Below are 13045 nucleotides of genomic sequence, written 5' to 3' on the forward strand. Positions count from 1 at the left end.
CCTGCCAAAATAAACCTGTCCCTTTTTGGCAGGTTAGCGGAGCTTGCTGGTCTCGAAGTAGTCGGGGAACTGGTCCAGAACCTCGGTTTGGTTGCGGAACATCATGTGCAGGTGCTTGCTGACCAAAAAGCTCGCTTCGATGGGGTCGCGACCGGCGATAGCGCGGCGAATCTGCTTGTGCTCGTTCACGATGTCCTGATTGTCGAGAACCTGCGTGGCGGCGCGCAGCCAGCGGAAGCGCTCCAGGTCGGCATTGGTCTCCTCGAGCCACGACCACACAGTGCTGCGGCATGCGATGCTAAAAATCATGTGATGCATGAGGTTGTCGCTCAAAAAGAAGCCGATGCGATCCTCTTCGGCCATGGCCTTTTCCTGCAGCACGATGGCGCGGTCGAGCTGCTCGATGCCGGCCGACGTGGCGCGCGCACAGCACTCCACAATCACCTGCTTTTCCAGATGCTCGCGGATGTAACAGGCACTCTCGGCAAGGGTGAGGTTGATGGGTGAGACGTAGGTGCCGCTCTGGGGCACGGTGCGCACCAGGCCTTCCTGCGCCAAGCGAACCAAAGCCTCGCGCACGGGCGTGCGCCCCATATCCAGGTCGTCGCAAAGTTGCTTGACGCCCAGCTTTTCGCCCGGCTTGTAGTCCAGGTAGACGATTTTGCGTCGAATGGTGTGGTAGGACTGGTCCTGTAGGCTCGTTTCCTGCTCGCCGACGTGCATCGATTCTTCCATAGCGCCTCGCAACTGTTCTATCAAACTCATATGTCAGTTGTTAATTATGCCGCGAATCAGCTTTCCGCGGTGGGTAATTCGGCTGTTGCCCAAGAACTATTGCGGCATCTTAGTCTTTGTTTACGCAAGGCTGCGCTCAATGTTGCCGTATCATAAGCCGTCGCAAACGTGAAATAGAAAGAAGGAATCCCATATGCAACTGGCGAATATCGTACGCGAGCGCTGGAAGGGTGTCTTGTTCTGCCTGATCATCGCTATCCCCGCAACGCTACTCGGCAAACAAATTGAGGTGGTCGGTGGGCCGGTATTCGCCATCCTCTTCGGCATGGTTCTGGCGCTCGTCTTTCCCAAGAATCGCCGCGAACAGCTCGCCGTCGGTGTCACCTATACGTCTAAAAAAGTCTTGCAGTACGCGGTTATCCTGCTTGGCTTTGGCATGAACCTCTCCCAGATTCTGTCCAAGGGCGCCCAGTCGCTACCGATTATCGTGGCGACAATCTCGACCTCGCTTGTCATCGCCTTTGTGCTCTGCCGCGTTATGAACGTGCCGAGCAAGATCGCGACGCTTGTGGGCGTGGGCTCGTCAATTTGCGGCGGTTCTGCCATCGCCGCGACCGCGCCCGTCATCGATGCCGACGATCGCGAGATTGCCCAGGCTATTTCGGTCATCTTCCTGTTTAACGTTATCGCGGCGCTCGTGTTTCCGACGCTCGGCGGTATGCTCGGGCTGACCAACGACGGCTTTGGCCTGTTTGCCGGCACCGCCATCAACGACACCTCGTCCGTAACGGCTGCAGCGAGCGCTTGGGACAGCATGCATCCCGGCGCCAATGTGCTCGAGAGCGCCACGGTGGTCAAGCTCACCAGGACGCTGGCCATTATTCCCATCACGTTGGTCCTCGCATGCTGGCAGATGCATCTGGCGCGCAAGGCCGGCGGCGACGCCAAAAGCACGTTCTCGCTTAAACGCGCGTTTCCCATGTTTGTGCTGTTCTTTGTGCTGGCGAGCGTAATCACCACGGTGCTTCAGCTTCCCGTGTCCATCACGGCGCCCATCAAGGAGCTGTCGAAGTTCTTTATCGTGATGGCCATGGCGGCTATTGGCTTTAATACCGATATCGTCGAGCTGGTCAAAAAGGGCGGCAAGCCCATCGCGCTGGGCTTTTGCTGCTGGATTGGCATTGCGTGCATGAGTTTGGGAATGCAGCACGTGCTGGGAATCTGGTAGAGGAGTAGCTTATTTGCGTGCTGGTTGCTGGTGAGCGCATGCCTGCGGTGGAGCGATAGGAGCTCTTGCGGGTATGGCTTGTCCGCAGGTTTATAAGTCCCGAAGAGCTCTTATCGCCCCGCCAGGATGGCGATGCGGGGCAACACCTATACTCGCAGGACGGCGCTTTCTGCCCTATAGTGTTTGGTGAGCAATATCGTTCAATTTTGAAACACTCGGTCGTGCGACCGTCGGCGGTTGCACGTCGCCGCGGACAGGGGCAAATCATGGATAGCGATGCCAAGCTGAACATCTTGACCGAGGCCCTGGCTGCTGCCGGGGCCTCGGCATTGGCAATCGATGCGCGTGGGGACGTCGCGATTTCGACCATGAATGACGCGGCGCTTGAGCGGGATGTGGCAGCTTTTGTTGCCGAACGCCTCGACCGTATAGGAGACGGCGCGCGTCTGGTTATGGGGCGTGCGGGTACGCGCCTGAGCCTGACCGTTCGCTCCGTCGACAAAGAGGGCGGGGGCCTTTGGGTCGTCGTGGTCCGCGAGGTGCGCGGCGCCGCGGCGCACGCGGGCATCGAGTGGCTCAACGCCGACGAAGTTGAGGCCCGCTACGAATCGAGCGCGTACGGCATCGTTGAGGGGCCTGCCTCGGTGGCTGCGCCGGTCGCCGAGAGCTACGCGCGCGGTGTGCCCCTTATGCTCGAGGGCGAGCTGGGAACGGGTCAGGTCGAGATTGCCATGCGCCTCTATCTGGACGGTCCTTTTGTCGATCAGCCCTTTGTTGCCGTTGCGCTCGATGAGCTAACGGATCGCGGCTGGCGCCATCTGCTCAAAAGCGCCGAATCGCCGTTGTTCCAAACGGGGCTGACACTTTGCATTGAGGGCTGGAACACGGTTGGCCCCCAGCGTCTCCGCGAGCTCGTTTCCACGATGGCCGACACCGCGTTGGCGACGCGCTGCCATGTGGTGCTGACGGCGAATGACATGCCGGGCGGCAGCGAAAGTGATCAAGCCGCCTTTGTGACCGAGCGCTTCGCCTGTGCGGTGAGCGTGGCGCCGGCAATCGTCGAGCAGGGAGCCACGTCGCAAAAGATTGCGCGCTATTTGGAATATCTCGCTGGTGCATTTGGGACGGCAGCGCCCACGCTGTCTGCCGCGGCGACGAAGGCGCTCGATGCTTACCGCTGGCCGCGCAATTATCTGCAGCTCCGCGAGGTCTCGGAACGACTGTATATATTGGTGGGGGCGGGCACGGTGGATCGCGCTGTGGCGGAGGAAGTGCTAGCCCAAGAGGACGTGATTAAGACCGCAACCTTTGGCGCCCCGACACTCGAAAGCGACCTGTATATCCTGCGACCGCTGGCCGATACCGAGCGAGATATCGCGCATCTGGTTGTAGATCATCTCCACGGCAACCGAACCCGTGCGGCGGAGGTGCTGGGCATAAGCCGAACAACGCTGTGGCGCTTACTGAAGGACGATGACCGTTGAGCGAGGCGCCCGTGACCGCGCGCGACGCGTGTGCTACAGTCCAAAGCGTTATTGTTTCGATTTGGTTACGGCGTGCGGGGGCGTATGGCTGAGACTACAAAACCGAGCCGCAGAAGGCGGAGCGCCGCGCCGGTTAACCGACGCACAACATCGGTGACGTGGGGCAAACACGCCTCGGGGTTTGACGGCTCGTTCAAGCGCACTAAATACGGCTATCCTTCGACAGGTGCCCGCTTGGCAATGCAGGCAGAGTCCTCGCTGTGGGACCGCAAACGCGTGGTGGGCTCAAAGCTCAAGCACGACGGCACGCTCGGCTACATCAGCCGCGGGGCGGCTCGTCGCAGCGGACTCAATCCGGCTGGTTGGCATCGTTATGTTCCGATCGCGGTCGTCGTTGCAGTGATCGTCATCGCACTCGCTGCGCTTGGCTACGCCGGCGACGGTGCCAACTTGGACGCGATGTTTAAATCGCCCGAGCTCGCGCATGCAGGCACAGAAATAGTCGAGGGCGCTCAGACCCAGACGGGCGTCGCGCCCCAGCGCGGTATCGTTGCGGCGGCCTCCACCATCGCCGACGCTCAAAAGGACGAGGGCGAACAGGGCGACGGCGCCGAAACGACCCACACGAACGAAACGACGACAACTCCATCGGCAAGATAAGTTGCGAGTGGGGTGGCTAAAATAGCCCCGTCCCAAATTAGCTACCCCTATGACGCTCCTGGGTTACCTTACGTAGACGACGTTGTCGCGGCGGGGTTTGGGCTCGGGTAGCGTGTCTTCGGCGTAGCCCAGAATGCAGTGACCGACACCGCGCAGGCTGCCGTCGGCGGTCAGGCCCCAGCTGGCCAGCAGCTCCAGGCCCTCGGGCGAGTCAAAGACCTCATGCGCGCGATGAATCCAGCACGAATCGACACCCAGTGCATAGGCGGCGTTGAGCAAGTTGCCCATGGCGAGCGAACCGTCTTCCAGATGCGTGGGCACGCTGCGGTCGACCAGTACCACCACAACGGTCTTGGCGCCATAGAAGGGGTCGCTGTTGCTGCCCATGACTTGCGCGTTGAGCTGCGAGAGACGCTCGACGGTCGCGGGGTCGGTGACGGCGACAAACGTCACCGGCTGGCGGCCCATGCCGCTCGGTGCATATTGGCCGGCTTCGATAATACGTGCAAGCTTCTCGGCCTCGACGGGACGATCGCTGTATTTGCGGCAGCTGCGGCGGTGAATGAGCGCTTCGATGGTTTCCATGGTGTCTCCTTGTGGTGGCGTTGCAGATGCCACGTTCATACCCGTCGGGCTCAAACGATAGACGGTCAATTGCCCGGCCAAAAGGATAGATTCCAATTGGGAAAGTAGGTTTGCATAAAAGTACCTTCAGAATGTGACAAACCAATGGGATGGTTAAACGTTTTATCCCGTCTACCCTGCGGTTTTTTACCACTTGCCTAAATGACGAACGCATAACCTCTGATAAAGGTTTTACTAAAGGAGTACCAGCGTTTATCAATGCGCCGTGGTGGCGCCGGGCCAGGAGGTAACATCATGTTCCAGGCTGGAGATGTCGTCGAGACCGACTTCGAAGGATTTCTGAAGCTGCTGCGTTCCAAGACGCGCGCTTTTGTGACGATTGACGATCACGAGTACTACATCACGCACACCGATGGCTATTGGCGTGTTCAGGATTGCGAGGCCCTCAACGACAAGGGCCACTTTACTGACTGCTCCGAGCTGGTCAACACGGTCTGCGAGGTCGTCGAGCTGCCGTGGATTGCCGGCAAGAGCCTGCATGACAGCTTCTCGGGCGCTACGGTCTATGAGGCCGTCGCCGCTTAACGGGCAATAAAACCCGATTTTCACGTGACCGCTGGCGCTGCCCCCGCGCCGGCGGTCTTTTTCTGCCGATAGGCCATGAAAGTGCAAGCATTTGCGGAGAGCCTGTTGACGATAGTCAAAACTCGGACTAATCTAGAGATATAAATTGGTCAAAAATCGGACAATCGAATGGTGGGATAGATGGATAGTGCGGTTACGCTGGTCGATTTCGACCGGTTGCTCAATGGACTCGACCATATTTATTCGGAGTTCTCGCGCACCTGCGGTCTTTCGGATTGCGCCTATTGGATGCTCGTCGACACCAGCACGGCGGACGGCAGCATCGCCGTGAGTCGTCTGACAAGCGAATGGTTCTATAGCAAACAGACCATCAATTCGGCAATCAAGACGCTTAGGGCGCGAGGGCTTGCGACGTTGGAGTTTGCCGAGGGCAGTCGTAAGAACAAGGTTGTGCGACTGACCGAAGAAGGCGTGCAGTTTGCCAAGCGCTACGCGTTGCCGGCACAAAAGGCCGAGCAACAGGCATTCGAGGCGCTCGAGCCGTGGGAACAGCGCGAGATCATGCGCTTGGTCGGTAAGTTCTCCCATGTTCTTAACGAAGAATGCGAGGCATTTAAACGGCAAGTTGCCGCCGAGAACGAGGCTGACGATAAGGGCGAGGGGGAGACATGCGACTCTTAATGAGGTTTATGAGGCCGTACCGCGGTCTGATCGCGGTGACGCTGCTGGTGCTGCTAATCGACAACGTCGGTACGCTGCTCGTGCCCACGATGTTGGCGAACATGGTCAACACGGGCATCACGACGGGCGACGTCGATTACATCTTGCGCAACGGTCTGTACATGCTCATCGCGACCGGCATGGCCAGCGGTGGTGCGGTGCTGGGCTGTTATCTTTCGGCCCGTCTGGCGGCCAACGTGGCCTGCGACATCCGCAACGCCGTCTACGATAAGTCGCTCGAGCTGTCCGCCAGCGACTTTGAGCGCTTTGGCACGGGTTCGATGATCACGCGCTCGCTCAACGACATCAACGTGATCCAGCAAGCGATCCTGCAGACCATTCAGTTGGTGCTGCCGGTGCCGTTCTTGGCCGTCGCGGGCATCATCTTTGCCTGGTTTATCGATCCTGCCATGGGCACGCTGCTGGGCGTGGTCGTTGCGATCGTGCTGGTGGCGGCGGTCTTTACGGTGGCTAACGCCGCGCCGATTTTTATGCGCCTTCAGAGCTTTATCGACCGCATGAACGTGGTGCTGCGCGAGAACATCGTGGGCGTGCGCGTCATCCGCGCATTTAACAAGGAGCGCCACGAGGAGCAGCGCCTGGACGAGGTGTTTAGCGATTACGCGGCCAATGCCATCAAGGTCAACCACCTGTTTGTGGGTCTCGACAGCTCCAGCTTCTTTTTGATGAACATCGCCGAGGTGGCGGTGCTGTGGGTGGGCGGCAACCGCGTGGGCGTCCATGCCATGCAAATCGGCAGCATCTCGGCCGTGCTGGAGTACGCGATCCTGATCCTGTTCTTTGTGATGATGGCGCAGATGGTGGTGCTGACGCTCCCGCGCGCCGCGGCGTGCCTCAACCGCGCGCAGCAGGTGCTCGAAATCGAGCCGAGCATTGTGGACGGCAAGGCCACGCTGGGCGATGGGGCGCCTGAGTCCGCAGACGGCGCCGACGCGGTGGCCGTGTTCGACCACATGTCGTTCCGTTTTGACGATGCCGACGAGGACACCCTGTGCAACCTGAGTTTTGCCTGCCGCCGTGGACAGACGACCGCGATCGTGGGCTCAACGGGCTCGGGCAAGTCAACGGTGGCCAAGCTCTTGCTTCGCTTCCACGATGCCACGAAGGGCGCCATTCGCCTGAACGGCGTCGACCTGCGCGACCTTTCGCAAGACGACATCCGCGGGCGTATCGCCTATGTGCCGCAGAAGGCATGGCTGTTCTCGGGTACGGTGGCAAGCAATCTGCGCTTTGGCAACGAAGACGCGACCGAGGCTGACATGCTCCATGCGCTGGAGGTTGCCCAGAGCACCTTTGTGCTCGACCAGCCCCAGGGGCTCGATACGCCGGTGGCCCAGGGCGGCACGAACTTCTCGGGCGGCCAGCGCCAGCGTTTGGCGATTGCCCGCGCACTCATGAAGCGCGCCGACCTGTATATCTTCGACGACAGTTTTTCGGCTCTGGACTTTAAGACCGATGCGGCACTGCGCCATGCGCTGCAGGACGAGACGTGCGATGCCGCGGTGCTCATCATCGCCCAGCGCATCTCGACTATTTTGCATGCCGATCAGATCGTGGTGCTCAAAGACGGCGGGGTCGTGGGCCTGGGCACGCACGACGAGCTCATGGAAACCTGCGAGGTGTACCGCGCTATCGCGGAATCGCAGATGAAGGGAGGTGAGTAGCATGACCGAGGAGCTCAAGAGGCAGAGCATCGCCGATGACGCCGCGGCTGCAGAGACAGTCGAGGAGACGGGCGCCATGCCCGTCCTGGACGAAGCCGCCAAGACGGCGGAGCGCGAGGCTCGCCGCCAGGCACTCTACGAGGAAAACGAGCGCGCCGAGGACGAGCGCGCCCGCGCCGAGGCGGAGCGCATGCGCGACGTTGACGACGAGGACGAGGACGAGACGCCCCGCGATACCTGGGCGACGGTGCGCCGTCTGTGGAGCGAGGCCGCCGGCGACCACTGGCGCTTCTATATCGTGTTCGCGAGCATCGTGTTCTATGCCATCTTTAACACTGCGGCGCCGGCTTACAGCGCCCGCGTGATCGATGAGCTATGGGGGCACATGAAGGTGGCGTTTGCCAACAACACTACCTTCAGCATTACCTGGGAGAACTGCGGCAGGACCATCTTCATCTACTTTATGATCTGGACCGCCGCCGCCTCGTTCTACGCACTCCAGAGCTTTTTGATGTCGAGCGTTGCCGAGCGCCTCAACCTGCGCCTACGCAACCGCATCGCACAAAAGCTCAACCGTCTGCCGCTTGCCTACTTTGACGCGCATCGTCCCGGCGAGGTCGTCAGCCGTGCGACCAACGACTTGGACAAGATGTCCGAGAGCATGCAGCGCGGCTTGCTGCAGCTTCTGGTGTCGATCGGTACCGTGGTGGGTGCCGTGAGCGTGATGTTCGTGTTTAGCGTGCCGCTCACGCTCGTCTTTTTGTTCTTTACGGCGCTTTCGCTGCTGGTGACGAAGGTCGTGTCGCGCCGCACGCACGATGTGACGGGCGAGCGCCAGGAGTGGGTGTCCAAGATTACGAGCGCGGTCGAGGAGGGCTACTCGGGCCGTCTGGTGATCCGTGCGTTTAACCGCGAGCGCCAGAGCTCTGCCGAGGTACGCGAGGCTTCGAAGGAGCTGGCGCGCGTGAGCACCAAGGCCGACTTTATGATTAACGCCGTCGGCCCTGCGGTGCGCTTTATCGGCCGTTTGGCGCAGATCGTGATTGCGCTGGTGGGCTGCAGCATGCTGGTTGCCGGGCATATGACCGTCGGCGTGTTCCAGGCGTTCTTCCAGTTTATCTACGAGGCGTCCGAACCCATGACGCAGTTGTCGTTTACCTTTAACTCGCTGCAGAGCGCGCTGGCGAGCGCAGAGCGCGTGTTCGACCTGCTCGATGAGCCCGAGATGGAGGCCGATCCGCAGCCGGGCGAGGCTGCCAAGCTGCCGGGCAAGGTGGAGGGCCGCGTCGCTTTTGAGCACGTGCGCTTTGGCTATGCGCCCGACAAGCCGCTCATGCGCGACGTGTCGTTTGCCGCCGAGCCGGGTCAGAAGATCGCCGTGGTGGGAACCACGGGTGCGGGTAAGACCACGCTCATCAATCTGCTCATGCGCTTCTACGAGATCGACGGCGGCCGCATTACCCTCGACGGCGTGGATACGAGTCGTATGGATCGCGGCGAGCTGCGCCAGCAGTTTGGCATGGTGTTGCAGGACGCCTGGCTGTTCGATGGCACCATTGCCGAGAACATCGCCTATGGCTGTCCCGAGGCGACGCGCGAGGAGATTGTCGCGGCCGCACGTGCCGCTCAGGTCGACTTCTTTGTGCGCACTATGCCGCAGGGCTACGACACACGGGTGGCTAACGATGCCGAGAGCATCAGCCAGGGCCAGCGCCAGCTGCTGACCATCGCGCGCGTGCTGCTCAACAACCCGGCGATTCTCATTCTGGACGAGGCGACGTCGAGCGTGGATACGCGCACCGAACTTGCCATCGGCCGCGCCATGGACGCGCTCATGCGTGGGCGTACGAGCTTTGTGATTGCGCATCGCCTGTCGACGATCGTGGATGCCGACCTGATCTTGGTCATGGATCACGGCAACATTATCGAGCAGGGCACGCACAAGGAGCTGCTGGCCGCCGAGGGGGCCTATGCCGACCTCTATCTGAGCCAGTTCGCATAAGGTGACAAAGGGGCAGTCCCGCATGTCACATCGAAAAGAAGGCGCGCCGGGGGCGGATCCCTGGCGCGCCTTTTGTGTTGGCGTTCATGCTGTGGCGGTTGCCCGCGGCCCTAGCACTCGTCCACGAGCTTGGCGACGAGGGCCTTAAGCTCGGCCACCTCCCGCTCGAGCTCTTTGACGCGGCGGGCGTTTTCGGTGATGCCCTGACGGTTGAGGGCGCTTTGCTCCGCGGCATCGTCGGGCATGTATTCGCGGTGCTGCTTGGCGTCGAAGCTTTCCTCGAACACGCGGCAGCCGTTGCGTTTGATAATGCGCCCGGGCACGCCCACGACGGTGCAGTTGTCGGGTACGTCCTTGACGACGACCGAGTTGCCGCCGATTTTGACGTTGTTGCCAATGCGAATGTTGCCGAGCACCTTGGCGCCTGTGCCCACGGTGACGTTGTTGCCCAGGGTGGGGTGGCGCTTGCCGGTCTCGTTGCCGGTGCCGCCAAGTGTGACGCCCTGATAGAGCACGCAGTTGTCGCCCACAATGGCGGTTTCGCCGATGACAACGCCCATGGCGTGGTCGATAAAGAAATGCTTGCCGATCTGTGCGGCAGGATGAATCTCGACGCCAGTGATATGGCGGGTGATTTGCGAGAGCACGCGGGCGAGCGAGCGATGTCTATGTTCCCACAGCCAGTGCTCGGGCACGTGGTTCCACTTGGCGTGCAGGCCGGGGTACGAAAGAAAAATGACCAGACCGTTTTGCGCGGCGGGGTCCTGCGCTTGGACGGTCTTGATGTCCTCGCGAATGGTATTGATAAAGCTCACTGGCCGCCCTCCCTCAGCGCCGTGACAATGCGATTCAATAAAGTATAGCGATTCGCTAGGGATTAAGAAGGGCGATCTTGCTTTGCTTTGGGCGACAAGTGTCAGTTATGCAAACTTGCTGGTAATGGAGTCATGCTTTTGTGGGGTTGCGCACGAGGGGGCGCCGCAACCGTATACTGGTCAACTTGGACGTGTCCGCGCCCACAACTGAGAGGTTTAACTTCATGGGTTTCATTAACTTTATCGCCGAGCTGCTCAAGGACCCGCGCACCGCGATCGCCAGTTGGATCGCCGCCGGCCCGCTTATGGCCTACGGCTGCGTGTTCCTAATTATCTTTATCGAGACGGGCGTGGTGTTCTTCCCGTTCCTTCCCGGCGATTCGCTGCTGTTCGCTTCGGGCTTCTTTGCCCACAACGGCGGCTTTAACATCGTGGCCCTGTTGGCCGTCGCATGGACGGCCGCCATCTTGGGCGACCAGTGCAACTTTATGATCGGCCATTTCTTTGGCCGAAAGATCATCGCCTCGGGCAAGGTCAAGGCCATGACGCCCGAGCGCATCAAAAAGTCCGAGGACTTCCTGGACAAGTGGGGTCACCTGGCCATCTTCCTGGGTCGCTTCTTCCCGTTTATCCGCACCTTTGTGCCCTTCATCGCCGGTATGGGCGGCATGCACTGGCGCAACTTTGTCATCTATAACGTGCTGGGCGGTATCACCTGGTCGACGGTCTTTACGCTGCTGGGCTATTTCTTTGGCGGCATCCCCTTTGTGCAGGAGCACTTTGAGCTGCTGATTATCGGCATCGTCGCCGTGTCGATTATCCCGACCGTGGTCGGCCTGGTTAAGGCAAAGCTGGGCAAACAGAACGCCTAGCTCGAGCCAGCGCGCAAACCGTGCCGTTGAGGCCCGTCACCCTTTACGGTGGCGGGCCTTTCTGCTTCGGTCAAATGAAAATACTTTACTTAGTTAAAGAAAAGCGTTTTATCAGACGCGTACGGGGAGTACAATCTCGTGCATGCGAATCGACGTGCCATCGGCTTTGATGCCGTTCGCGTGTCCCGTCCGGCTCTACGCTCCGGGCGTGCGACGTTGCGACGCGGTCGGCTTCGGTCTTTGCGTGCGGGTTCGCGAGTATGCAACTGTGTATGTAAGGAGCGACATATGACTGTCGAGAAGAAGGATATCGATTGGGGTAGCCTCGGCTTTGGCTACATGAAGACCGATTACAGCTACGAGGCTCATTGGAAGGATGGCGAGTGGGACGAGGGTGGCCTGACCACCGACCACACCCTGCATGTCTCCGAGTGCGGTGGTATCTTCCACTACTGCCAGGAGGTCTTTGAGGGCCTGAAGGCCTACACCGCCGAGGACGGCAGCATCGTCTGTTTCCGTCCCGACATGAACGCTGAGCGTATGTACAACTCTGCGCAGCGCCTCGAGATGCCCCCGTTCCCCAAGGACAAGTTTGTCGAGGCCGTCAAGCAGGTCGTCTCTGCCAATGCCGCATGGGTTCCGCCCTTCGGCTCTGGCGCAACCCTGTATGTGCGTCCGTTTATGATCGGCTCCGGTGACGTAATCGGCGTGGCTCCCGCTCCTGAGTACACGTTCCGCATTCTCGTGACCCCGGTCGGTCCGTACTTTAAGGGTGGCCTCAAGCCCGTCAAGCTGCGCGTTTCCGAGTATGACCGCGCTGCACCGCACGGCACCGGTAACATCAAGGCCGGCCTGAACTACGCCATGTCCCTTAAACCCACGATGGAGGCCCATCGCGAGGGTTATGCCGAGAACCTGTATCTCGACTCCGAGTCCCGCACCTATGTCGAGGAGACCGGCGGCGCCAACGTGCTGTTCGTGAAGGAGGACGGCACCCTCGTCGTTCCGCAGTCGCACACCGACTCCATCCTGCCCTCTATCACCCGTCGTTCGCTCGTTCAGGTTGCTCAGGACCTGGGCATTACCGTCGACCAACGCCCTGTCGAGTGGGCCGAGGTCAAGGCCGGTACCTTTGTCGAGTGCGGCCTGTGCGGCACCGCTGCCGTTATCTCCCCGGTCGGCGAGATCGACAACAAGGTTTACGGCGCCGACGAGACCGTGACCTTCCCGGCTGGCTACACCGAGATCGGCCCTGTGATGAAGAAGCTTCGCGAGACCCTGACTGGTATCCAGTCTGGTGCTGTTGAAGATAAGCACAACTGGGTTTACACCGTGGCGTAACCTGGCTTCGTAATTCCCATCAAGCCCTGACCGAGGCGGACCGGCCTATCTCCCGGCGCGTCCTCGGACATGAAAGAACCTCCGCTGCGCACTACGTGCGGCGGAGGTTCTTTCGTCCTGTGGAATGCGCCGGGAGATAGGCCGGTCCGCCTCGGTCGAGTGCTCTGCATTCCTTGCCAGGAGGTTACTGGGCTGTAGGGGAGAAGGTGCGCGGCCTATTGGCCGCGCCTTTTATTTGGCTGTTAGGGCTTTGCCGTAGTTGCAGCCGAAGAGGGGACGTGCACGTTTTTTCGGTTGCCGCTCGCCTGGGGTGGGGCGGGGGGGGGGGTTTTT

General features: G+C 60.4%; 12 protein-coding genes. 9 read left to right on the forward strand and 3 right to left on the reverse strand.

From position 1 onward, the window contains the following. Positions 1 to 33: 33 nt before the first annotated feature. Positions 34 to 735: a GntR family transcriptional regulator gene (locus DWV20_RS01940; RefSeq protein WP_118256254.1), complete on the reverse strand. Its 702-nt coding sequence runs from the start codon at positions 733 to 735 to the stop codon at positions 34 to 36. A 193-nt stretch (positions 736 to 928) separates the two neighbouring features. Here DWV20_RS01940 and DWV20_RS01945 point away from each other — a divergent pair, with 193 nt between their 5' ends. From DWV20_RS01945 to DWV20_RS01955, 3 genes are all read left to right on the forward strand, one after another. Continuing rightward, positions 929 to 1963 carry a YeiH family protein gene (locus tag DWV20_RS01945; protein ID WP_118256255.1) on the forward strand — a complete coding sequence of 345 codons (1035 nt, stop codon included), beginning with the start codon at positions 929 to 931 and terminating at the stop codon, positions 1961 to 1963. A gap of 266 nt (positions 1964 to 2229) precedes the next feature. After that, on the forward strand, positions 2230 to 3447 hold the full coding sequence (locus DWV20_RS01950; RefSeq protein ID WP_118256256.1) for a helix-turn-helix domain-containing protein: 1218 nt from the start codon (positions 2230 to 2232) through the stop codon (positions 3445 to 3447). Positions 3448 to 3681: 234 nt separating this feature from the next. Then, a complete protein-coding gene (locus DWV20_RS01955; RefSeq protein ID WP_147346300.1) occupies positions 3682 to 4107 on the forward strand; it encodes a hypothetical protein in 426 nt (141 codons plus the stop codon). Between the two features lie 63 nt (positions 4108 to 4170). On the opposite strand, the gene DWV20_RS01960 is transcribed toward DWV20_RS01955, so the two are convergent. After that, positions 4171 to 4692 (reverse strand): nitroreductase family protein, encoded by a 522-nt coding sequence (locus DWV20_RS01960; RefSeq protein WP_118256257.1) that lies wholly within the window; start codon positions 4690 to 4692, stop codon positions 4171 to 4173. Between the two features lie 294 nt (positions 4693 to 4986). Between DWV20_RS01960 and DWV20_RS01965 the strand changes: the two genes are divergently transcribed. The 4 genes from DWV20_RS01965 to DWV20_RS01980 all read left to right on the forward strand — a co-directional run bounded on the left by DWV20_RS01965 (position 4987) and on the right by DWV20_RS01980 (position 9684). Further along, positions 4987 to 5277, forward strand: a complete 291-nt coding sequence (locus DWV20_RS01965; RefSeq protein ID WP_055251737.1) for a hypothetical protein — start codon at positions 4987 to 4989, stop codon at positions 5275 to 5277. Between the two features lie 180 nt (positions 5278 to 5457). Further along, complete coding sequence (locus DWV20_RS01970; RefSeq protein WP_118256258.1) at positions 5458 to 5958, forward strand: MarR family winged helix-turn-helix transcriptional regulator; 501 nt, start codon at positions 5458 to 5460, stop codon at positions 5956 to 5958. Then, entirely contained in the window at positions 5958 to 7682 is a 1725-nt protein-coding gene (locus DWV20_RS01975) for an ABC transporter ATP-binding protein (protein ID WP_118256259.1), read from the forward strand. Before DWV20_RS01970 ends, DWV20_RS01975 begins: the two co-directional genes overlap by 1 nt. Position 7683: 1 nt before the next feature. Then, positions 7684 to 9684, forward strand: a complete 2001-nt coding sequence (locus DWV20_RS01980; protein ID WP_118256260.1) for an ABC transporter transmembrane domain-containing protein — start codon at positions 7684 to 7686, stop codon at positions 9682 to 9684. 110 nt (positions 9685 to 9794) lie between these two features. On the opposite strand, the gene cysE is transcribed toward DWV20_RS01980, so the two are convergent. Continuing rightward, positions 9795 to 10499, reverse strand: coding sequence for a serine O-acetyltransferase (gene cysE, locus DWV20_RS01985; protein ID WP_118256261.1), 705 nt, complete (start codon positions 10497 to 10499; stop codon positions 9795 to 9797). 224 nt (positions 10500 to 10723) lie between these two features. Here cysE and DWV20_RS01990 point away from each other — a divergent pair, with 224 nt between their 5' ends. After that, positions 10724 to 11371: a DedA family protein gene (locus DWV20_RS01990; RefSeq protein ID WP_118256262.1), complete on the forward strand. Its 648-nt coding sequence runs from the start codon at positions 10724 to 10726 to the stop codon at positions 11369 to 11371. 288 nt (positions 11372 to 11659) lie between these two features. Next, positions 11660 to 12712, forward strand: coding sequence for a branched-chain amino acid aminotransferase (locus DWV20_RS01995; RefSeq protein WP_117582948.1), 1053 nt, complete (start codon positions 11660 to 11662; stop codon positions 12710 to 12712). Positions 12713 to 13045 lie beyond the last annotated feature (333 nt).

It is taken from the genome of Collinsella sp. AF02-46-1 (assembly GCF_003465825.1).
Taxonomy (GTDB): domain Bacteria; phylum Actinomycetota; class Coriobacteriia; order Coriobacteriales; family Coriobacteriaceae; genus Collinsella.

Coding starts and splice junctions, on each gene's coding strand:
- DWV20_RS01940 (WP_118256254.1), bottom strand. CDS start 735: ATGGAAGAATCGATGCACGTCGGCGAGCAGGAAACGAGCCTACAGGAC.
- DWV20_RS01945 (WP_118256255.1), top strand. CDS start 929: ATGCAACTGGCGAATATCGTACGCGAGCGCTGGAAGGGTGTCTTGTTC.
- DWV20_RS01950 (WP_118256256.1), top strand. CDS start 2,230: ATGGATAGCGATGCCAAGCTGAACATCTTGACCGAGGCCCTGGCTGCT.
- DWV20_RS01960 (WP_118256257.1), bottom strand. CDS start 4,692: ATGGAAACCATCGAAGCGCTCATTCACCGCCGCAGCTGCCGCAAATAC.
- DWV20_RS01965 (WP_055251737.1), top strand. CDS start 4,987: ATGTTCCAGGCTGGAGATGTCGTCGAGACCGACTTCGAAGGATTTCTG.
- DWV20_RS01970 (WP_118256258.1), top strand. CDS start 5,458: ATGGATAGTGCGGTTACGCTGGTCGATTTCGACCGGTTGCTCAATGGA.
- DWV20_RS01975 (WP_118256259.1), top strand. CDS start 5,958: ATGAGGTTTATGAGGCCGTACCGCGGTCTGATCGCGGTGACGCTGCTG.
- DWV20_RS01980 (WP_118256260.1), top strand. CDS start 7,684: ATGACCGAGGAGCTCAAGAGGCAGAGCATCGCCGATGACGCCGCGGCT.
- DWV20_RS01990 (WP_118256262.1), top strand. CDS start 10,724: ATGGGTTTCATTAACTTTATCGCCGAGCTGCTCAAGGACCCGCGCACC.
- DWV20_RS01995 (WP_117582948.1), top strand. CDS start 11,660: ATGACTGTCGAGAAGAAGGATATCGATTGGGGTAGCCTCGGCTTTGGC.